The 17745-nt window shown below is 60.1% G+C and carries 18 protein-coding genes; 11 read left to right on the top strand and 7 right to left on the bottom strand.

Going from position 1 to position 17745, the window contains the following annotated elements:
- Nucleotides 1-127: 127 nt before the first annotated feature.
- Nucleotides 128-2539, bottom strand: coding sequence for a penicillin acylase family protein (locus LOY36_RS27150; RefSeq protein WP_258671538.1), 2412 nt, complete (start codon nucleotides 2537-2539; stop codon nucleotides 128-130).
- A gap of 104 nt (nucleotides 2540-2643) precedes the next feature.
- On the bottom strand, nucleotides 2644-3222 hold the full coding sequence (locus tag LOY36_RS27145; protein ID WP_258671536.1) for a DUF6436 domain-containing protein: 579 nt from the start codon (nucleotides 3220-3222) through the stop codon (nucleotides 2644-2646).
- A 97-nt stretch (nucleotides 3223-3319) separates the two neighbouring features.
- Here LOY36_RS27145 and LOY36_RS27140 point away from each other — a divergent pair, with 97 nt between their 5' ends.
- Nucleotides 3320-4267 (top strand): alpha/beta hydrolase, encoded by a 948-nt coding sequence (locus LOY36_RS27140; protein ID WP_258671534.1) that lies wholly within the window; start codon nucleotides 3320-3322, stop codon nucleotides 4265-4267.
- A gap of 101 nt (nucleotides 4268-4368) precedes the next feature.
- On the opposite strand, the gene LOY36_RS27135 is transcribed toward LOY36_RS27140, so the two are convergent.
- A complete protein-coding gene (locus LOY36_RS27135) occupies nucleotides 4369-5121 on the bottom strand; it encodes a DUF2059 domain-containing protein (RefSeq protein WP_258671532.1) in 753 nt (250 codons plus the stop codon).
- Between the two features lie 133 nt (nucleotides 5122-5254).
- Between LOY36_RS27135 and LOY36_RS27130 the strand changes: the two genes are divergently transcribed.
- Entirely contained in the window at nucleotides 5255-5887 is a 633-nt protein-coding gene (locus LOY36_RS27130) for a 2OG-Fe(II) oxygenase (protein WP_018928643.1), read from the top strand.
- A 2-nt stretch (nucleotides 5888-5889) separates the two neighbouring features.
- Nucleotides 5890-6375, top strand: coding sequence for a DUF523 domain-containing protein (locus LOY36_RS27125; protein ID WP_018928644.1), 486 nt, complete (start codon nucleotides 5890-5892; stop codon nucleotides 6373-6375).
- Between the two features lie 30 nt (nucleotides 6376-6405).
- Here the strand turns inward: LOY36_RS27125 and LOY36_RS27120 are convergent, their stop codons facing one another.
- The gene (locus LOY36_RS27120) at nucleotides 6406-6993 is read right to left on the bottom strand and encodes a transporter substrate-binding domain-containing protein (RefSeq protein WP_019650184.1); all 588 of its coding nucleotides are present in this window, start codon (nucleotides 6991-6993) and stop codon (nucleotides 6406-6408) included.
- A 135-nt stretch (nucleotides 6994-7128) separates the two neighbouring features.
- Between LOY36_RS27120 and LOY36_RS27115 the strand changes: the two genes are divergently transcribed.
- Complete coding sequence (locus LOY36_RS27115) at nucleotides 7129-7554, top strand: DUF4399 domain-containing protein (RefSeq protein ID WP_019650185.1); 426 nt, start codon at nucleotides 7129-7131, stop codon at nucleotides 7552-7554.
- A gap of 93 nt (nucleotides 7555-7647) precedes the next feature.
- On the opposite strand, the gene serA is transcribed toward LOY36_RS27115, so the two are convergent.
- Entirely contained in the window at nucleotides 7648-8877 is a 1230-nt protein-coding gene (serA, locus tag LOY36_RS27110) for a phosphoglycerate dehydrogenase (protein WP_018928647.1), read from the bottom strand.
- Nucleotides 8878-9081: 204 nt separating this feature from the next.
- Here serA and LOY36_RS27105 point away from each other — a divergent pair, with 204 nt between their 5' ends.
- From LOY36_RS27105 to LOY36_RS27090, 4 genes are all read left to right on the top strand, one after another.
- Nucleotides 9082-10476: an FAD-binding oxidoreductase gene (locus tag LOY36_RS27105; RefSeq protein ID WP_258674226.1), complete on the top strand. Its 1395-nt coding sequence runs from the start codon at nucleotides 9082-9084 to the stop codon at nucleotides 10474-10476.
- Nucleotides 10477-10514: 38 nt separating this feature from the next.
- Complete coding sequence (locus tag LOY36_RS27100) at nucleotides 10515-11180, top strand: fumarylacetoacetate hydrolase family protein (protein ID WP_019580569.1); 666 nt, start codon at nucleotides 10515-10517, stop codon at nucleotides 11178-11180.
- Nucleotides 11181-11361: 181 nt separating this feature from the next.
- Nucleotides 11362-12297 (top strand): SdiA-regulated domain-containing protein, encoded by a 936-nt coding sequence (locus LOY36_RS27095; RefSeq protein WP_064621008.1) that lies wholly within the window; start codon nucleotides 11362-11364, stop codon nucleotides 12295-12297.
- Nucleotides 12298-12384: 87 nt separating this feature from the next.
- Nucleotides 12385-13302: an SdiA-regulated domain-containing protein gene (locus LOY36_RS27090; protein WP_258671528.1), complete on the top strand. Its 918-nt coding sequence runs from the start codon at nucleotides 12385-12387 to the stop codon at nucleotides 13300-13302.
- A gap of 61 nt (nucleotides 13303-13363) precedes the next feature.
- Here the strand turns inward: LOY36_RS27090 and rpiA are convergent, their stop codons facing one another.
- On the bottom strand, nucleotides 13364-14035 hold the full coding sequence (gene rpiA, locus LOY36_RS27085; protein ID WP_007939283.1) for a ribose-5-phosphate isomerase RpiA: 672 nt from the start codon (nucleotides 14033-14035) through the stop codon (nucleotides 13364-13366).
- A 311-nt stretch (nucleotides 14036-14346) separates the two neighbouring features.
- Between rpiA and ilvA the strand changes: the two genes are divergently transcribed.
- Nucleotides 14347-15861 carry a threonine ammonia-lyase, biosynthetic gene (ilvA, locus tag LOY36_RS27080; protein ID WP_258671527.1) on the top strand — a complete coding sequence of 505 codons (1515 nt, stop codon included), beginning with the start codon at nucleotides 14347-14349 and terminating at the stop codon, nucleotides 15859-15861.
- A gap of 39 nt (nucleotides 15862-15900) precedes the next feature.
- On the top strand, nucleotides 15901-16329 hold the full coding sequence (locus LOY36_RS27075) for a DUF2269 domain-containing protein (protein ID WP_258671525.1): 429 nt from the start codon (nucleotides 15901-15903) through the stop codon (nucleotides 16327-16329).
- Between the two features lie 118 nt (nucleotides 16330-16447).
- Here LOY36_RS27075 and LOY36_RS27070 read toward each other — a convergent pair whose 3' ends face one another.
- The gene (locus tag LOY36_RS27070; RefSeq protein ID WP_018928655.1) at nucleotides 16448-17104 is read right to left on the bottom strand and encodes an HAD family phosphatase; all 657 of its coding nucleotides are present in this window, start codon (nucleotides 17102-17104) and stop codon (nucleotides 16448-16450) included.
- Nucleotides 17105-17247: 143 nt separating this feature from the next.
- Between LOY36_RS27070 and LOY36_RS27065 the strand changes: the two genes are divergently transcribed.
- The gene (locus tag LOY36_RS27065; protein ID WP_007897732.1) at nucleotides 17248-17727 is read left to right on the top strand and encodes an RNA pyrophosphohydrolase; all 480 of its coding nucleotides are present in this window, start codon (nucleotides 17248-17250) and stop codon (nucleotides 17725-17727) included.
- Nucleotides 17728-17745 lie beyond the last annotated feature (18 nt).

Below are 17745 nucleotides of genomic sequence, written 5' to 3'. Positions count from 1 at the left end.
GGTGTTGCTTGTCAGGGCCTCTTCGCGAGCAAGCCCGCTCCCACATTAGACCGTGCCTGTCTGAACAACTCGGTCAACTGTGGGAGCGGGCTTGCTCGCGAAGGCGTCAGTCGGGCCAACAAAAAATCTATTGCCCTGAACGCGCTGGCAACAGCTTCAACGTACTACGGGTATTGGCCGTCACTTCTTCATCATTGAAATGCGCCTGGTAATAAACCCCTTCGATGTACGACTCGGCCTGGTCGGCATAGTGGCTGTCGAACGGCACGCCGCTCTGACCCACCGGGTTGATGGTCAGGCTGTGGGCCGGGTCGGCGAAGTCGATCAGTCGCCGGGTCGACGGGCCGTAGGTCACGGGCCACGGCGCCGGGCCGATCTTGGCCGAGAGGTTGTTTGGTACTTCGTGGGTGCCGGGTGCCGCGAACGGGCCAACGTTGAAAATCTGGTCCAGGGGCTTTTGCATCCCCAGCGGATGGCCGTGGGTCAGGGTGTGCGCCTTGCCCCACTGCCATTGCGAGGAGTCGGCACCAAGGGTGGTTTTGAGATGAGCCATGCTCGCTTGCCAGGCCAACTTGACCGTATCGGCGCGGGTTTCCTTGCCGGGAGTGTTGCGGTTGTCCCACCACGGCGAATCGGCGGAGGCCGCCAGACGCGGCAGCGCGGCATCGATCACCCGGGTCGGGAGCAGCGTTTCGAAGAAGTCATTGCCCAGTTCATCGCGCAGCGCCGCGTCGGCGAGGTTGAACAGGAACTGGTTGAACAGGGTGGCGCTGATGGAGTCCAGCGGGTAATCGCCGCTCCACTGCGCCAGTTGTTCCACCAGTTTGAGTTCGGCCGGATCGCTCACCACTTCACGCAGTACCGGCAGCAAAGGTGCCAGCAAGCGCGGCCCGTAGGCGGTGGTGGTACCCAGTTGCAGCTTCTGGTTGGCGGCGTTGTCCCACTTCACGTTCTTGTCGCTGAGCTGGCGATTGAGCTGCTGCCCGCGATCGGCGAGGTTGTAGTAGCCGGGAATCTCCATGCCGATCGGCGACACCGGTTGGAAGTTGGCCGAGACGATGTAGCCCCGCGCCGGGTTTTCTTCCTGCGGGTTGGCGCTGAACGGGTAAAAACCTTCCTTGTCCGCCTGAGGGGTGCTGCCATCGAGGATGAAACCGGGCTTAACCCCGGCCGGACGCTTGGGCAGCAGCGCCGAGGCCCACCAGCCGATGTCGCCCTTGGCGTTGGCGTAGACGATGTTCAACCCTGGAGCCTGAACCTTGGCTGCTGCGGCGCGGGCCTTGGCCAGGGTGTCGGCCCGATTGAGCTGGTAGAAGCCGTCGAGGATCGGATTCGGGGTTTCGAGGAACGCCCACCACATGGCAACCGGCGTCTTGCCGGCGGCGGTGCCGAGCGCATCGTTGACGATCGGGCCATGGGGCGACTGGCGCAGCGTCAATGTGACCGGTGACTGACCTTTCACCGCGATCTGTTGTTCGGTGTTGACCATGTCCACCCACTTGCCGCGATACCAGACCTGGTTCGGGTTGTCCGGGTTGACCTTCTCGGCGATCAGGTCCAGATCGTCGTTCTGGAACATCGTCAGGCTCCAGCCGAAGTCCAGGTTGTGACCGAGAAATGCAAACGGCACCAGCGCCTGATGGTAGCCATACAGCTCGAAGCCCGGCGCCGACAGATGCGCCTCGTACCACACCGACGGCACCGAGAAGCGAATGTGCGGGTCACCGGCCAGCAGCGGCTTGCCGCTTTTGCTGCGGTTGCCGGAAATCACCCAGGCGTTGCTGCCTTCGAATTGCGGCAGGCCGTGGTCGGCCAGCGCCTGTTCACTCAGGCGGGCGAGGGCGTTCAGATCCTTCCAGTCACTGGCGGCGAGCGTTGGCGCAGGGTTGGCGTGACCTTTGACTAGCACGCCCTTGGGCTGCCAGTCGAGATCGAAGATGTTCAGGTACTCGCTGCCCAGTTGGTCGCGCACGTAAGTCAGCAAGGGTTCGGTGCGAAACGCTGCGGCAAAGCTGTAGGCCATGTAGCCTGCGATGCTGATGCTGTCTTCGGCGGTGAAAGGGCGCTTGGGGATTCCCAGTACATCGAACTCTACCGGCGCAGCGTGGCCGTCCTGATATTGATTGATACCGTCCAGATAGGCTTGCAGGGCCTTCCATGCCGGCGACTGACGATCCAGCGCGGCCACGTAGCTTTCGGCTCGTTCGCGAATGCGCAGGCCGCGAAACAGTTTGTCGGTGTCGAGCAGTTTCGGGCCGAGGACTTCGGCCAGCTCACCACGGGCCAGGCGCCGCATGGCTTCCATCTGGAACAGCCGGTCCTGGGCGTGCACGTAGCCGAGGGCGCGGTAGAGGTCGGTTTCGTTTTCAGCACGGATATGCGGCACGCCGCGCTCGTCGTAGCGCACGGTCACCGAACCTTGCAGGTGTTGCAACGCCACCTGGCCCTGGCGCGTCGGTTGTTTGCTGTACACATACCAGCCGCCCCCGGCGACGAGTACGACGATCAGCAAGGCAAGTACGGTCAGGACGCGTTTCATGGTGACTCCTTGTTCTTTCGGGGGTTGCCACCCGTGCGGGCTGCAAACGTGTAGCACAGACCTCCTGTGCCGGGCATCGCGGTCCTGGAAAAGTCAGGAATGCCTTACTTCGCCTCTGCGGGCCACGGGCAGTAGCAACCCACCGCCAGCGTGTGGGTGGCGTTCACCGCCCTGCCTGCGTTCAGTGCTTGCAGAATGGGCTCGATAAAACTGTTGCTCGAATTGCAGGTCAGGCCTTCGCTGTACGGACCGAAATACGCCAACTGGCCGTTGCGGTCCCAGATCGCTACCGCCGGGCTGGCAGGGATCTGTTCGGAGCCAGGCAGGACCGTGAGGGTTTTCAGGCGGCTCAAGGTGCCGGGCAACTGACCGTGGCTGCCGGGCTTTTGTACCGTATAGAACTCGACGCCCTGCGGTACATATTGCTCAACCAGTTCGCTCAGGTGTTGTTGGTTGCCGACATTGCACGGGCAGGCCGGGTCCCAGAAGTGCACCAGGCGAATGGCCCCGGGGCCGGCGAGTTCGTCCGGCAGGCGCAACGGGTCGCCGGAGAACACAGCGGTGTGCGAACTGAATGCCCGCAGGTAGCGTCCCTGAAACCAGTCGTAAGCGGCCCACAGCACAGCGGCGCACACAAGGGCGAGCAGACTGGCAAGCAGTGTGGTGCGATAGGCCGGGCGCATGGGTTTCAATCCTCGAAGGTCGGCTAGCTTGCCATGCTTGCCGCGACAGATGAATATCGCAGGTCCATAAAGTCTGTTTCGCGCTCTGGAATAGTTCATGCCTGCCACTTTCGACCCCGATCATCTGCGTGCCAGCCTGCGGCCATTGGCCGAGTGGCAGCCGCTGTCGACGGAGGCCATGGCCTATCAGCGTTTTTACGGGCTGGATTTTCCACAGCGGACCCTGCGCCGTGGCTTGGGGCGTTTCGAGATCGATGGCTATGAAGTGGTCAGCCAGCTCTGGTGGCCCGAGCGGGCGAAGGCGACGCTGTTTCTATTTCACGGCTTCTACGATCACACCGGGCTCTACCGGCATGTGATCGAGTGGGCGCTGGACCAAGGGTTTGCGGTAATCGCCTGTGACCTGCCGGGGCATGGCCTGTCCAGTGGCGAGCGGGCGAGTATCAAGGACTTCGCCGAGTACCAGAGCGCCCTGCAAGGCCTGCTGGCCGAGGCGCAGTCGTTGGACCTTCCGCAGCCCTGGCACTTGTGCGGGCAAAGCACCGGCGGAGCGATTGTGATCGACCATGTACTCAATCAAGGTGCGAGCAGCCCGGCCCAGGGGCAAGTGATTCTGCTGTCGCCCTTGGTGCGGCCGCGTGCCTGGGGTTGGTCGCGGCTCAGTTATTACCTGCTCAAGCCGTTTGTCAAAGGCATCGCACGGCGCTTCAGCGAGAACTCCAACGACCCTGATTTCCTCGCGTTCCTGCAGGCTGATCCGCTGCAGCCGCTACGCCTGCCGACGGCCTGGGTCGGTGCGCTGGGACGGTGGATCAAGCGTATCGAAGCGGCACCGAGCAGCCCGCGGCGGCCGCTGATCGTGCAGGGGCAGGCGGACATGACCGTGGATTGGGAGCACAACCTTGAAGTGTTACGAGGCAAGTTCGATCGGCCTCAGGTGTTGATGCTGCCTGAGGCGCGGCATCATCTGGCGAATGAGTCGCCGGGGTTGCGGCAGGAGTATTTCGGGTTTTTGACCAAGCGGATGAGTCGTCAGAATCGATAAGGCAAGATCAAAAGATCGCAGCCTTCGGCAGCTCCTTGGGTGTTCACAAATCCCTGTAGGAGCTGCCGAAGGCTGCGATCTTTTCCGGCGCGATACTTATTTCAAGGCTGCAGACTCGACGTGCTTTGCCCCACCGCCAACCCCGCCCGAATCGCCGCCAATGCCGCTTGGTAGTAAGCCTTGCCTTCAGCGGACTCGGCAAAGGTCGAAAACTCTTCCAGTTCGTCATCCGACAGGTCGCGATAGACATACAGCAGCGTGTTGTTCAGATCGGCGCCGATCTGCTCCATCAGGCGCTGGCGCTGACCGTTCAACATGCCCTGAGCCTGACCGCCGCCGAGCAGGCCGGGGATCATCGAACTCAGGCTGTCGGCCGCCACGCCTGCGATCGCCAGGCTGACTTCTGCGCCGGCCTCGCGGGCGGGCAGGGCCTGGGCCAGGTGGCCGATGATCAGTTGACGGGTATCGCTGGCCTGCATCTTCGGCAAGCCCTTGGCGTTTTTCGCCAATTGATCGCGACGGGTCGCCAGCAGTTCGGCGGCGACGATTTTCTTGCCCAGGGGCGATTGAAAGAAGGTCAGCGCAGGTTTCGGGTCGGCGAGCTTCTTGCGCAGTTGCGCTTCGGCGCGCTGGTCCATGGCCTTGGGGGCGAACCGTAGATTGCTGTTGTCGACCAGGGCCTGGAACACTGCCGGTGGCAAGCTGTTCTGATAGCGCTGCTGAGCGGCCGAGAGAGCATCGTTGAAATGCGCGCGTTGTTCTGGCCAACCGGCGACCTTGTACAACTGGTCGTGGCCGTCCGCCCAGGCGGGCAAAACGCAGAACATCAACAGTGAGAAAAGCAAGCGACGCATAGGGACTCCTGTCAGCAGGCGACTATTCTCCGTGCGGCATTCGTACTTGTCGAGAATTCGTATCAGGTTGAGTACCTTATCCGACCAATCCTCCGCTGCGTGGCTCTGTCGGATTTGCGGGCACAGGAATACTATGCGCGCCATGCACATACCCTCTGATCATCCACTGCTGTTACGAATCGTCGACGACCTGGCCGAACACGGCTGGTCGCAGCAGAATATTTTCCTGCCCCTGGACCTGACCCGGGCGCTGGCGGCCGAGTGTCGTAAACGTGCCGCTGAGGGTGAACTCGCCCCGGCCGCCGTGGGGCGCGGGGCGTTTTCGGAGATTCGCGAAGGCATTCGCGGCGACCATATCCAGTGGCTCGAACCCGGCCAGGCCGAGTCCTGCGACAGCTACCTGGGGTTGATGGACAGCCTGCGTGAGGCGATGAATCGTGGTTTGTTCCTGGGCCTGGAAGATTTCGAAAGCCATTTCGCCCTGTACCCGCCCGGTGCTTTCTACCTCAAGCATGTCGACCGTTTCCGTGACGACGACCGGCGCATGGTCTCGGCGGTGATCTACCTCAACGACGCCTGGCTGCCCGAGCATGGCGGTCAGTTGCGCATGTACCTGGACGAAGGCGTCGAACACGATGTAGTGCCCACCGGTGGATGCCTGGTGGTGTTCCTGTCGGGCGACGTCCCTCACGAAGTCCTGCCCGCGACCCGAGAACGCCTGTCGTTGACGGGCTGGTTCCGCCGTCGTGGCAACGAGCCGTTCTGATCATGCAAAAGATTCTGGTAAGCCGCTGTTTGCTCGGTCACCGCGTCCGTTATGACGGCGGGGCCAGCGGGCCGTTCGATCTGTTGGAGCAGTGGATTGCCGAAGGCCGGGTGGTGCCGTTGTGTCCGGAAGTCGCCGGCGGGTTGCCGACACCCAGGGCCGCGGCGGAAATTCCCGGCGGGCAGGGTGGTGAAGTGCTTGATGGCCTTGCGTCGGTCATCACCACTGAGGGCGAGGATGTTAGTGCCGAGTTTCTTTCAGGGGCTTCTCAGGCGCTGGAGCTAGTGCAACAGCACGGCATCCGGATTGCCGTGCTCAAGGCCAACAGCCCGTCTTGCGGGAATCTGCTGACCTATGACGGGACGTTCAGTGGCGTGAAGGTCAGCGGTGAGGGCGTGACCGCCGCGCTGCTCAAGCGCCATGGTGTGCAAGTCTTCAGCGAACTGGAGTTGCCGCAAGCGGCTCAGGCCCTGGCAACCCTGAAGTAACGGCCCACAGGGTGACTCATTCGCTCGAAATCAAGGTTTCGGCGCCACACCCGCATCCGCCCCAAACCACTTCTGCTCCAGCGCCTCCAGCCGGCCATCGGCCTTGATTCGCTGCAAGGCGTTTTCCAGGCTGGCATGGAACGCCGGGTTACCCTTCTGAAACGGAATCGCCAGGCTTACCGCCGGGGCGGCTTTCGGCTTTTCTTCCGTCAGCGACTGCACCAACAGGATTGATCGCGGTTGTTCTTCTTTCTGCGCGATCAATTGCGCGTTGGTGTGAATGTAAGGTTCGCTGAAGTCGAAACGATCCTTCAGGTCCGGGGTCAGTGCTATGTGATTGATGGCAACGTCGTATTTGCCGCTTTCGACGCCGGTCAACAGGTCGTCGGAATCGGTGACGACGAAGTCGGCCCGTACATCCAGCTCATTGGCCAGCAATTGACCCAGCTCGACCTCGAACCCGGTCAATTTGCCGTCGTCCTTGAAATTGAAGGGCGGTGTATTAGCCTCAAGGGCAATGCGCAATTCGCCGCGGTCGTTTACATCGTCAATCAGTTCGGCATGAGCCAAAGGGCTCAAAAGGGGTAGCAGGCAGATCAGGCCAGGCAAAAAGCGCATGGTCACTCCTTTGAATTCATTTATCGCGACGCGCTGTTCAGGCTCGCTTTGCTATGGTTATGAGTGCCTTCGACAACGAATGGCCGTTAAGTTGTTCACGGCTGAGCGAATTTTACGGAAAAACTGGAGAAGAGAATGAAAAGCTTTATGTCACGAGCAGCATTGGCTGGTGTGCTGATGGGTGTTTCGGTGCTGGCCAGTGCCGCCACCCCGGCTCCGAAGGGGGCAGAAGTGTTCATCGTATCTCCTGAGGACGGAGCCACGGTCGCGCAAACCTTTACCGTGAATTTCGGCGTCAAGGAAATCGCGCTGGCACCAGCAGGCGATGTCACCAAAAATACTGGCCATCACCATTTGCTGATCGATGTCGACAAACTACCAGCCGCCGGTGCTCCGATTCCAAACGATGCCAATCATATGCACTTCGGCAAAGCGCAGACTCACGCTGAAATCAAACTGGCACCGGGCAAGCACACCTTGCAGCTCGAACTGGGCGACAGCGGTCACATGCCGTTCGATCCGCCGATCGTTTCAAAGAAAATCACCATCACTGTGAAGTAACTTTTCCGCAGCCATGAAAAAGCGGCCATGAAAAAGCTGCCATGAAAAAAGGGAGACCCGAGGGTCTCCCTTTTTTTGTCGCTCAAGTCTGAATCAGAACAGCACGCGGCAACGAATGGTGCCGTTGATGTGCTGCAGCTTCTCTTGCGCCATTTCCGAGTAATCGGCATCGACGTCGATCACGACGTAGCCGACTTTCTCGTTGGTCTGCAGGAACTGACCGGAAATGTTGATGCCGTTTTCGGCGAAGACCTTGTTGATCTCGCTCATCACACCCGGAATGTTCTCGTGGATGTGCAGCAGACGGTGCTTGCCAGGGTGAGCCGGCAGGGCCACTTCCGGGAAGTTCACGGACGATACCGACGTACCGTTGTCGCTGTACTTGACCAGTTTTTCTGCTACTTCCAGACCGATGTTGGCCTGTGCTTCAGCGGTAGAACCACCGATGTGCGGGGTCAGGATCACGTTGTCCAGGCCACGCAGCGGGCTTTCGAACTCTTCTTCGTTGGAGCGTGGCTCCACCGGGAATACGTCGATGGCCGCGCCGATCAGGTGCTTGTCCTTGATCGCGTCCGCCAGGGCGTCCAATTCGACCACGGTGCCGCGCGCGGCATTGATCAGGATGCCGCCCTTCTTGATGGCGCGGATTTCCTTCTCGCCGATCATCCACTGGGTGGCAGCGGTTTCCGGAACGTGCAGGGTGACGATGTCGGACATGCCCAACAGCTCGTGCAGGTTGCCGACCTGGGTGGCGTTGCCCAGTGGCAGCTTGGTCACGGTGTCGTAGAAGTAAACCTGCATGCCCAGACCTTCAGCCAGGACCGACAGTTGAGTACCGATCGAGCCGTAACCGACGATACCCAGCTTTTTGCCGCGGATTTCGAAGGAGTTGGCTGCGCTTTTGATCCAGCCGCCACGGTGGCAGGAAGCGTTCTTCTCAGGGATGCCGCGCAGCAACAGGATCGCCTCGGCCAGCACCAGTTCCGCAACGGAGCGAGTGTTGGAGTACGGCGCGTTGAATACCGCGATACCGCGTTCGCGAGCCGCGTTGAGGTCGACCTGGTTGGTACCGATGCAGAAACAGCCGACAGCCACCAGTTTCTTCGCGTGATCGAAGATCTCTTCGGTCAATTGAGTGCGGGAGCGAATGCCGATGAAGTGAGCATCAGCGATCTTTTCCTTCAGCTGGGCGTCCGGCAGAGAACCTGTGAGGTACTCGATGCTGGTGTAGCCCGCCGCCTTGAGGACGTCGACAGCCGATTGGTGGACGCCTTCGAGAAGAAGGAACTTGATCTTGCTCTTATCGAGAGAAGTCTTGCTCATCTGCGTAAACCTGTGTCCCGGAGAAAAAATGGCAGGGAAGGGAGCAGCCAGAGCTGACCCGGACGGCAGGAAAGCCGTCGCCGCAGAACAGCCTTTGGGCACTATCCTGCGGGGTCGGTATGCTAGCATATGCGACCTGCTAACACTCATTCTGCGACGTGAAGCGTACTCAGGATGACCATGAATTGTTCGAGAGTTCTGTCGATGACCAATCCTGCGCTGATTGATGAGCTGAAGACCCTGGTTGAGCCTGGCAAGGTCCTGACCGACGCCGACTCCCTGAACGCTTACGGCAAGGATTGGACCAAACATTTCGCCCCGGCCCCGACGGCCATTGTGTTTCCCAAGAATATTGAGCAGGTCCAGGCCATTGTCCGTTGGGCCAATGAACACAGGGTTGCGCTGGTGCCGTCCGGCGGTCGTACCGGGCTTTCTGCCGCAGCAGTGGCGGCCAATGGCGAAGTGGTCGTGTCCTTCGACTACATGAACCAGATCCTCGATGTGAACCTGACCGATCGCACGGCCGTTTGTCAGCCGGGCGTGGTTACCGAACAATTACAGAACAAGGCTGAAGAGCACGGTTTGTACTATCCGGTGGACTTCGCTTCGGCAGGTTCCAGCCAGATTGGCGGCAATATCGGCACCAATGCCGGCGGGATCAAGGTGATTCGCTACGGCATGACCCGCAACTGGGTGGCCGGCATGAAAGTCGTCACCGGCAAGGGCGATCTGCTGGAGCTGAACAAAGACCTGATCAAGAACGCCACCGGCTACGACCTGCGTCAGCTGTTCATCGGCGCCGAAGGCACGCTGGGCTTTGTCGTCGAAGCCACCATGCGTCTGGACCGTGCGCCGAAAAACCTCACCGCGATGGTCCTCGGCACTGCCGATTTCGATTCGATCATGCCGGTATTGCACGCGTTCCAGGGCAAACTTGACCTGACTGCGTTCGAATTCTTCTCCGACAAAGCCCTGGCCAAGGTCATGGCGCGCGGCGATGTACCGGCGCCGTTCGAATCCGACTGCCCGTTTTATGCGCTGCTGGAATTCGAAGCGACCACCGTCGATGTGGCCAACCACGCCCTGGAAACCTTCGAGCACTGCGTCGAGCAGGGCTGGGTGCTGGACGGCGTGATGAGCCAGAGCGATACCCAGTTGCAGAACCTCTGGAAGCTGCGCGAGTACATCTCCGAAACCATTTCCCACTGGACGCCGTACAAAAACGACATTTCGGTCACTGTGTCGAAAGTCCCAGCGTTCCTGAAGGAAATCGACGCGATCGTCGGCGAACACTACCCAGACTTCGAAATTGTCTGGTTCGGCCACATCGGCGACGGCAACCTGCACTTGAACATCCTCAAGCCGGATAACCTGAGCAAGGATGAGTTCTTCGCCAAGTGCGCCACCGTCAACAAGTGGGTGTTCGAAACCGTCGAGAAGTACAACGGTTCGATTTCCGCCGAACATGGCGTGGGCATGACCAAGCGTGATTACTTGACCTATAGCCGCTCACCGGTTGAGATCGAGTACATGAAAGCCGTCAAAGCGGTGTTCGACCCGAATGGCATCATGAACCCAGGCAAGATTTTCGCTGTTTGATTCTTCGAACTTTAAGAGCACGAAGCAGGAGTCGGTCAATGAGCTATCAGCACCAGTATGTCGACGGAACGCGTATTCATTTCCCGCTGGGGAAAGTGGTGTGCATCGGCCGCAACTACGCCGAACACGCCAAGGAACTGGACAACCCGGTGCCCACCGAACCACTGCTGTTCATCAAGCCCGGCAGCTGCGTGGTGCCACTGGAAGGCAGCTTCAGCATTCCGACCGAGCGCGGTTCGGTGCATTACGAAGCAGAAATAGCGGTGCTGATCGGCAAGCCATTGTCGACCAAGCCGAGCCGCGAAGAAGTGCTGGATGCCATCTCCGGCTTCGCCCCGGCCCTGGACCTGACCCTGCGCGACAAGCAGGCCGAGCTTAAAGCCAAGGGCCTGCCGTGGGAAATCGCCAAGTGCTTCGACGGTGCGGCGGTGATTGCGCCATTCGTGGCCGGCAGCACGTTTGCTGATCTGACCGACATCGGCATCCGCCTGACCATCAATGGCGAAGTCCGTCAGGATGGCAACAGCAAGGACATGCTCAATCCGATCGTGCCGATGATCCAGTACATGGCCGGCTGCTTCTCGCTGCAGGCCGGGGACGTGATCCTCACTGGCACGCCGGTGGGCGTTGGCCCGTTGAATGTCGGTGACGAACTGGTGCTCGAATTGCCGGGTGTCAGCCGCTTTACCAGTAGCGTTCTCTAAAAGGCAAAAGATCGCAGCCTGCCGCAGGCTGCGATCTTTTGATCTTGGCTGCCCACACAGGGCAATCCGGCCATTTCCCGTTTTTTTCACATTTTGTCTGGATAATTCCGGGGCTTATGGCATCTGAGCCTGTCCCAATGTGCTATTACCCATAGCCTGAATTTCTGGAACGCATCCCTGAATGGCCATCGAATCGCTGCCCAAGCTGAAAACTGCACGCCGCTCGCGTTTTGTCATGCGTTGGTATTCCTGGCTTTTACTGGTGGCGGTCGCTGCTTATGGCCTTGCGTTTGCGATGCATTGGGATGATCGCGGTGTGCTCTGGGTGAAGGAGCGCTTCGAAAGCCCTGCCGAACGCAAAGAGAGTGTCTGGCTGCCGGACTATCGGGCGGTGATCGACGCCAAACTGCTGCCGGGCATGGAGAAGGACGAAGCGTCGGACGTGTCTTACGACCCGCAGACCAAAACCCTGTTCTCCGTGATGGGCAAGAACCCGTTCCTGGTCGAGCTGACGTTGCAGGGCGACGTGTTGCGCAAAATGCCGCTGGTGGGTTGGAGCAACCCGGAAGGGGTGACGGTAATGGGCAATGGTTTGCTGGCGATTACCGATGAGCGCGAACACCTGCTCTCGATCGTGAAGGTCGATGCCGATACGCGCGAGCTGAACATCGCCAATTTCCCGAAATACGATCTTGGTCCCTCGAAAAACCAGAATAAAGGCTTCGAAGCCGTCGTCTGGGATGCCCGCCGCCAGCAACTTCTGCTGGGTGAAGAGCGTCCACCGGCGCTGTTCAGCTGGAAAAGCGATGGCAGCCAGATCCTCAAGGGTGACAAGCAAAAACTTTCCAGCGACGCACTGGATGTCCGTAACCTGTCGGCCCTGGCCATCGATCCGCGCACCGGCCACACCCTGGTGCTGTCCGCCGACTCTCACTTGTTGCTGGAACTGGACGAGAAGGGTGAGCAGGTCAGTTTCATGACCTTGCTCGGAGGGTTCAATGGCCTGAAGAAAACCATTCCCCGTGCCGAAGGCGTCACCATGGACGAAGCAGGCACGTTGTACATGGTGAGCGAGCCGAACCTGTTCTACCGCTTCGAAAAGCAACAGGTTCGGTAGTTGCGGTAGAAGGTCGCGGGCCATTAGGGTTTTAATTCAGGCAGCCGTGGTGTTTCATCCGCCCGTCCTGTTTCCGAGTTTGCCTGAATGCGTCGACTTGTCCGCCCCAAACCCCTGATGCTGATCCTGTCGGTCATTGCCCTGATCGTGTTGGTTGCCGTCGGCCAATACCCGCGCCTGTTCGAGCGCAGTGGGTTCAATGTGCAGGCGCTATGGCAGCCGATGAATGCCCAGCCCATTGGCCTGGACCAGTATCAGGTGGCGATCGAGGCGCGAGTCATTGACGGTCTGGACGACGATGTTTCAGCGCTGACCTTCGATCCAGTGCGCAAAAGCCTGTTCACTGTCACCCACAAAAAAGCCGAGCTGATCGAGTTGTCCCTGGAAGGCAAAATCCTGCGGCGTGTGGCGCTGGTCGGGTTCGGCGACCCGGAAGCAGTCGAGTTCATTAGCGCTGACACTTACGTGATCACCGATGAGCGTGAGCAACGGCTGATCAAGATTCATCTGCGCAAGGGCACGACGTTCCTCGATGCCGCGGACGCCGAGCAGATGGCCCTCGGCGTGCACATGAGCGGCAACAAGGGATTTGAGGGGTTGGCCTATGACTCGGTGGGCAAGCGCTTGTTCGTCGCCAAGGAGCGCGACCCGATGCTGATCTACGAAGTGCAGGGCTTTCCCCATTACAACCCGGAGAAGTCCTACGCGGTGCACGTGGTGAACAATCCCAAGCGCGATGGCGGAATGTTCGTGCGGGACTTGTCGAGCCTGCAATACGACGAGCGCAGCGGGCATTTGCTGGCGCTGTCCGATGAGTCGCGGTTGATTCTCGAGCTGGATGTGGACGGGCGACCGCTGAGTACGCTGTCACTGAGCAAGGGCCGTCAGGGGTTGCTCAAGCCTGTGCCGCAAGCAGAAGGCATTGCCATGGATGACGACGGTACCCTGTACTTGGTCAGTGAGCCGAACCTGTTCTACGTGTTCAAAAAACCGGCACAGCCCTGACCAACACCCCAAAACCAAGTGTAGGAGCGAGCTAGCTTCGCTCCTACAGATGGCTAAGGCATCAGGCCTTGAGGGTTTTCACGCCTTCGCTCGTGCCCAGCAGTAGCAAGTCAGCCGGGCGGGCCGCGAACAAACCGTTGGTGACCACGCCGACGATGGCGTTGATCTGTGTTTCCAGCTCCACCGGGTTGGTGATCTGCATGTTGAACACGTCGAGGATGATGTTGCCGTTGTCGGTTAGCACGCCTTCACGGTAAACCGGGTCGCCGCCGAGCTTCACCAGTTCGCGGGCCACGTGGCTGCGGGCCATCGGGATCACTTCCACCGGCAATGGGAACGCACCGAGCACCGGCACCAGTTTGCTGGCGTCGGCGATGCAGATGAAGGTCTTGGCCACGGCCGCCACGATCTTCTCGCGGGTCAGGGCTGCGCCGCCGCCCTTGATCAGGTGCAGGTGCTCGTCGCTTTCATCGGCGCCGTCGACGTAGAACTCCAGATCGCTGACGGTATTGAGCTCATACACCGGAATACCGTGGCCCTTGAGGCGCGCGGCGGTGGCTTCGGAACTGGCCACTGCGCCGTCAAACGCGCCTTTGTGCTTGGCCAGGGCGTCGATGAAGCAATTGGCGGTAGAGCCGGTGCCGACCCCGACGATGCTCTTGTCATCGAGTTTCGGGAGGATGAAGTCGACGGCGGCCTGAGCCACTGCCTGTTTGAGTTGATCCTGGGTCATGCGGGCTCCGAGGTGCCGAAGAGGGGGACGAAAGGCCGGCATTATAGGCCTCGCGATAGTGCTGGGGGAAACACTCCTGTGGCGAGGGGGCTTGCCCCCGTTGGAGTGCGCAGCGCTCCCCTGGCATTCTTTCAGACATACCGCATAAACAGATTTTACGACTACTTCGCAGCCGAACGGGGGCAAGCCCCCTCGCCACAATGGATCCGCGATGTCTGCAAAGGCTAAAACCTCTTGATTCGTGTGGTCGCACGCCCAAAAGCCGGGTTAGACTCCTTGGCCCTGCCCAACCCGTTCAGTGATGCTTTCCGATGCTCGAACAGTACGTCAAAAAGATCCTCACCTCGCGCGTTTATGACGTTGCCGTAGAAACCCCATTGCAGACTGCTCGCCAGCTCTCCGAGCGGCTGGGCAACGAGATTTGGCTCAAGCGTGAAGACTTGCAGCCGGTGTTCTCGTTCAAGATTCGCGGCGCTTACAACAAGCTGACGCAACTGAGCGATGAAGAGCGAGCGCGTGGCGTGGTCACCGCTTCGGCGGGCAACCATGCGCAAGGCCTGGCCCTGGCAGCCAAAGTGCTGGGCGTGAAAGCGACCATCGTGATGCCCAAGACCACCCCGGAGATCAAGGTCGAAGGCGTGCGTTCGCGCGGCGGCAAAGTGGTACTGCACGGCGATTCGTTCCCGGAAGCCCTGGCCTACTCGCTGAAACTGGTCGACGAAAAAGGCTACGTCTACATTCACCCCTACGACGATCCCCACACCATTGCCGGGCAGGGCACGGTGGCCATGGAGATTCTGCGCCAGCACCCGGGGCGCCTGGATGCGATCTTCGTTCCGGTGGGCGGCGGCGGATTGATCGCCGGGATTGCGGCGTACGTGAAATACCTGCGTCCGGACATCAAGATCATCGGTGTCGAACCGGATGATTCCAACTGCCTGCAAGCCGCCATGGCGGCCGGCGAGCGCGTGGTGTTGCCGACCGTGGGCCTGTTTGCCGATGGCGTCGCGGTGGCGCAGATCGGCCAGCACACCTTCGATATCTGCAAAGACTACGTTGATGAAGTGATCACCGTCAGCACCGATGAAATCTGTGCGGCGATCAAGGATATCTACGACGATACCCGCTCGATCACTGAACCTGCCGGCGCCTTGGGTGTGGCCGGGATCAAGAAGTACGTTGAGCAACGCGGCGTCACCGGTCACACCTTCGTGGCCATTGATTCTGGCGCCAACGTCAATTTCGACCGCTTGCGACACGTCGCCGAGCGCGCCGAGCTGGGCGAGGGCCGCGAAGCCATCATCGCCGTGACCATCCCCGAGAAACCGGGCAGTTTCAAGGCGTTCTGCGAAGCCATCGGCAAGCGCCAGATCACCGAATTCAACTACCGCTACAACACCGGCAGCGAAGCGCACATTTTTGTCGGCGTGCAGACCCATCCGGAAAACGACCCGCGCAGTGCGCTGCTCGGCAGTCTGACCGAGCAGGGGTTCCCGGTACTCGACCTGACCGACAACGAACTGGCCAAGTTGCACATACGCCACATGGTTGGCGGGCGTGCCGCCCAGGTGGTCGATGAGGTGGTGCTGCGCTTCGAGTTCCCGGAGCGTCCGGGTGCGTTGTTCAACTTTCTCAACAAACTCGGTGGGCGCTGGAACATTTCGATGTTCCACTACCGCAACCACGGCGCGGCGGATGGCCGTGTGGTCGCGGGCCTGCAAGTGCCCCACGACGAACGTCATCTGGTACCGGCGGCGCTGGAAGAAATCGGCTACCCGTACTGGGACGAAAGCGACAACCCGGCCTATCAGCTGTTTCTCGGCTGAGCGGCTACGCTGATGGGCAGCCTATAAGGAAATCGAACAATGGAAACGTTAACCGCCCTCAAAGTCGCGCATGGCGTGGCGACGGTGCTGCTGTTGCTGAGCGCACTGGGGCTGGCAATCTGGGTCTGGCGCACTCGTCGTAACGGTGATGCGACGGCGCCTGCGCGTACCTTGCAGCGACCGCAGGTGTTCATCTGGCTGTTGATGGGCCTGGCGCTGTTGAGCATGCCGTTCACCGGCTGGTGGATGGTGCATCTGGTGGGCTGGCCGTTGGGGCAGACCTGGTTGCTGGCGTCCAGTGTGCTGTACACCGTGGCGGCGCTGGGCTGGTTCTGGCTGCTGGTGCGGCTCAATCGGCTGCGCAAGGCGCCTTCGGCGGGCAATGGGAAGTTTACGTTGGCGTTGGCGTTGTTCAGTTTTGTCTGCTTTATCGCCATTGCGGGGTTGATGGGCGCCAAGCCGGTATAGCGCGGAATCTGTAGCAGCTGCCGAGGTACGAGGCTGCGATGGGCTGCGAAGCGGCCCCGAAGGGCGGTCCTGCGGACCGCAACGCAGCCTCGTACCTCGGCAGCTGCTACAGGCGTAATCAATCGCGCAGACTGATCACCGGCCAGCCACGTTTCTCGGCCTCGGCCCGCAAGTTAGGGTCCGGATCGACCGCGATCGGATTCGTCACTTGCTCCAGCAACGCCAAGTCGTTCATCGAGTCGCTGTAGAAATAACTGTCTTCCAGGCTGTGGCCGGTTTCTTCCAGCCAACGATTCAACCGGGTCACCTTGCCTTCACGGAAGCACGGGATATCGGTGCTGCGCCCGCTGTAGCGGCCGTCGATCATTTCGCATTCGGTGGCGATCAGGGTTTCAACGCCTAAACGCGTGGCGATCGGCCCGGTCACAAAGCGGTTGGTGGCGGTGATGATGACCAGCTTGTCGCCGGCCTCACGGTGTTGGGCCAGCAGTTCGAGGCCTTTGGGCAGCACGAGCGGTTCGATGCAGTCGCGCATGTAATCCAGGTGCCATTGATCCAGTGTCGCCATTTCGGTGCGACCAAGGACTTCCAGGCAGAAGTTCAGGTAGGCGGCCTGATCCAGCTTGCCGGCCAGGTAGTCCTGATAGAACTCGTCGTTGCGTGCCTTGTAGGCGACGGCGTCGAGGAAACCGCGTTCGCACAGATAATCGCCCCAGGCGTGGTCACTGTCGCCGCCCAGAAGCGTGTTGTCCAAGTCGAATAAAGCCAGCCGCATTGCAGTTACTCGCTGAAAAGTCTGTAGAAAGGTCTCCAGAATACGGACTTTTCACAAGAGTGCACATAAGGTAGGTCGGCTCGTTGCTGCTTTCACAACCTTTGTGGAACAATGCGGCGACATGCGTTTGCGAGGTTGTTGCCGTGATCGACCCCGATGGTTTCCGCCCCAATGTCGGGATCATTCTGACGAATGATGCTGGCCAGGTGCTATGGGCTCGCCGAATCAATCAAGATGCCTGGCAGTTTCCACAGGGCGGGATCAACCCCCAGGAGACGCCGGAAGACGCCTTGTACCGCGAGTTGAACGAAGAAGTGGGCCTGGAGCGCGAAGATGTTGAAATTCTCGCCTGCACCCGGGGCTGGTTGCGTTATCGTTTGCCGCAACGTTTGGTCAGAACGCACAGCCAACCGCTGTGCATCGGCCAGAAGCAGAAATGGTTTCTCCTGCGCCTGATCTCCAACGAGCAGCGGGTGCGGATGGATTTGACCGGTAAACCGGAATTCGATGGCTGGCGCTGGGTCAGCTATTGGTATCCGTTGGGCCAGGTGGTGACATTCAAGCGCGAGGTGTATCGACGCGCTCTCAAAGAGCTTGCCCCGCGCCTTTTAGCGCGCGACTGACGACGGAGTTCGACCCCG

This window comes from Pseudomonas sp. B21-019 (genome assembly GCF_024749225.1).
Taxonomy (GTDB): domain Bacteria; phylum Pseudomonadota; class Gammaproteobacteria; order Pseudomonadales; family Pseudomonadaceae; genus Aquipseudomonas.
Note: the sequence above shows the minus strand (reverse complement) of the source record. Positions and strands in the feature narration are given on the sequence as shown.

What these genes read in the sequence shown, in the direction of transcription:
- LOY36_RS27075 (WP_258671525.1), top strand. Translation starts at nt 15,901, where the DNA reads ATGGAAACGTTAACCGCCCTCAAAGTCGCGCATGGCGTGGCGACGGTG.
- rpiA (WP_007939283.1), bottom strand. Translation starts at nt 14,035, where the DNA reads ATGACCCAGGATCAACTCAAACAGGCAGTGGCTCAGGCCGCCGTCGAC.
- LOY36_RS27120 (WP_019650184.1), bottom strand. Translation starts at nt 6,993, where the DNA reads ATGCGCTTTTTGCCTGGCCTGATCTGCCTGCTACCCCTTTTGAGCCCT.
- LOY36_RS27150 (WP_258671538.1), bottom strand. Translation starts at nt 2,539, where the DNA reads ATGAAACGCGTCCTGACCGTACTTGCCTTGCTGATCGTCGTACTCGTC.
- LOY36_RS27125 (WP_018928644.1), top strand. Translation starts at nt 5,890, where the DNA reads ATGCAAAAGATTCTGGTAAGCCGCTGTTTGCTCGGTCACCGCGTCCGT.
- LOY36_RS27095 (WP_064621008.1), top strand. Translation starts at nt 11,362, where the DNA reads ATGGCCATCGAATCGCTGCCCAAGCTGAAAACTGCACGCCGCTCGCGT.
- LOY36_RS27115 (WP_019650185.1), top strand. Translation starts at nt 7,129, where the DNA reads ATGAAAAGCTTTATGTCACGAGCAGCATTGGCTGGTGTGCTGATGGGT.
- LOY36_RS27145 (WP_258671536.1), bottom strand. Translation starts at nt 3,222, where the DNA reads ATGCGCCCGGCCTATCGCACCACACTGCTTGCCAGTCTGCTCGCCCTT.
- serA (WP_018928647.1), bottom strand. Translation starts at nt 8,877, where the DNA reads ATGAGCAAGACTTCTCTCGATAAGAGCAAGATCAAGTTCCTTCTTCTC.
- LOY36_RS27130 (WP_018928643.1), top strand. Translation starts at nt 5,255, where the DNA reads ATGCGCGCCATGCACATACCCTCTGATCATCCACTGCTGTTACGAATC.
- LOY36_RS27140 (WP_258671534.1), top strand. Translation starts at nt 3,320, where the DNA reads ATGCCTGCCACTTTCGACCCCGATCATCTGCGTGCCAGCCTGCGGCCA.
- ilvA (WP_258671527.1), top strand. Translation starts at nt 14,347, where the DNA reads ATGCTCGAACAGTACGTCAAAAAGATCCTCACCTCGCGCGTTTATGAC.
- LOY36_RS27105 (WP_258674226.1), top strand. Translation starts at nt 9,082, where the DNA reads ATGACCAATCCTGCGCTGATTGATGAGCTGAAGACCCTGGTTGAGCCT.
- LOY36_RS27135 (WP_258671532.1), bottom strand. Translation starts at nt 5,121, where the DNA reads ATGCGTCGCTTGCTTTTCTCACTGTTGATGTTCTGCGTTTTGCCCGCC.
- LOY36_RS27090 (WP_258671528.1), top strand. Translation starts at nt 12,385, where the DNA reads ATGCGTCGACTTGTCCGCCCCAAACCCCTGATGCTGATCCTGTCGGTC.
- LOY36_RS27070 (WP_018928655.1), bottom strand. Translation starts at nt 17,104, where the DNA reads ATGCGGCTGGCTTTATTCGACTTGGACAACACGCTTCTGGGCGGCGAC.
- LOY36_RS27100 (WP_019580569.1), top strand. Translation starts at nt 10,515, where the DNA reads ATGAGCTATCAGCACCAGTATGTCGACGGAACGCGTATTCATTTCCCG.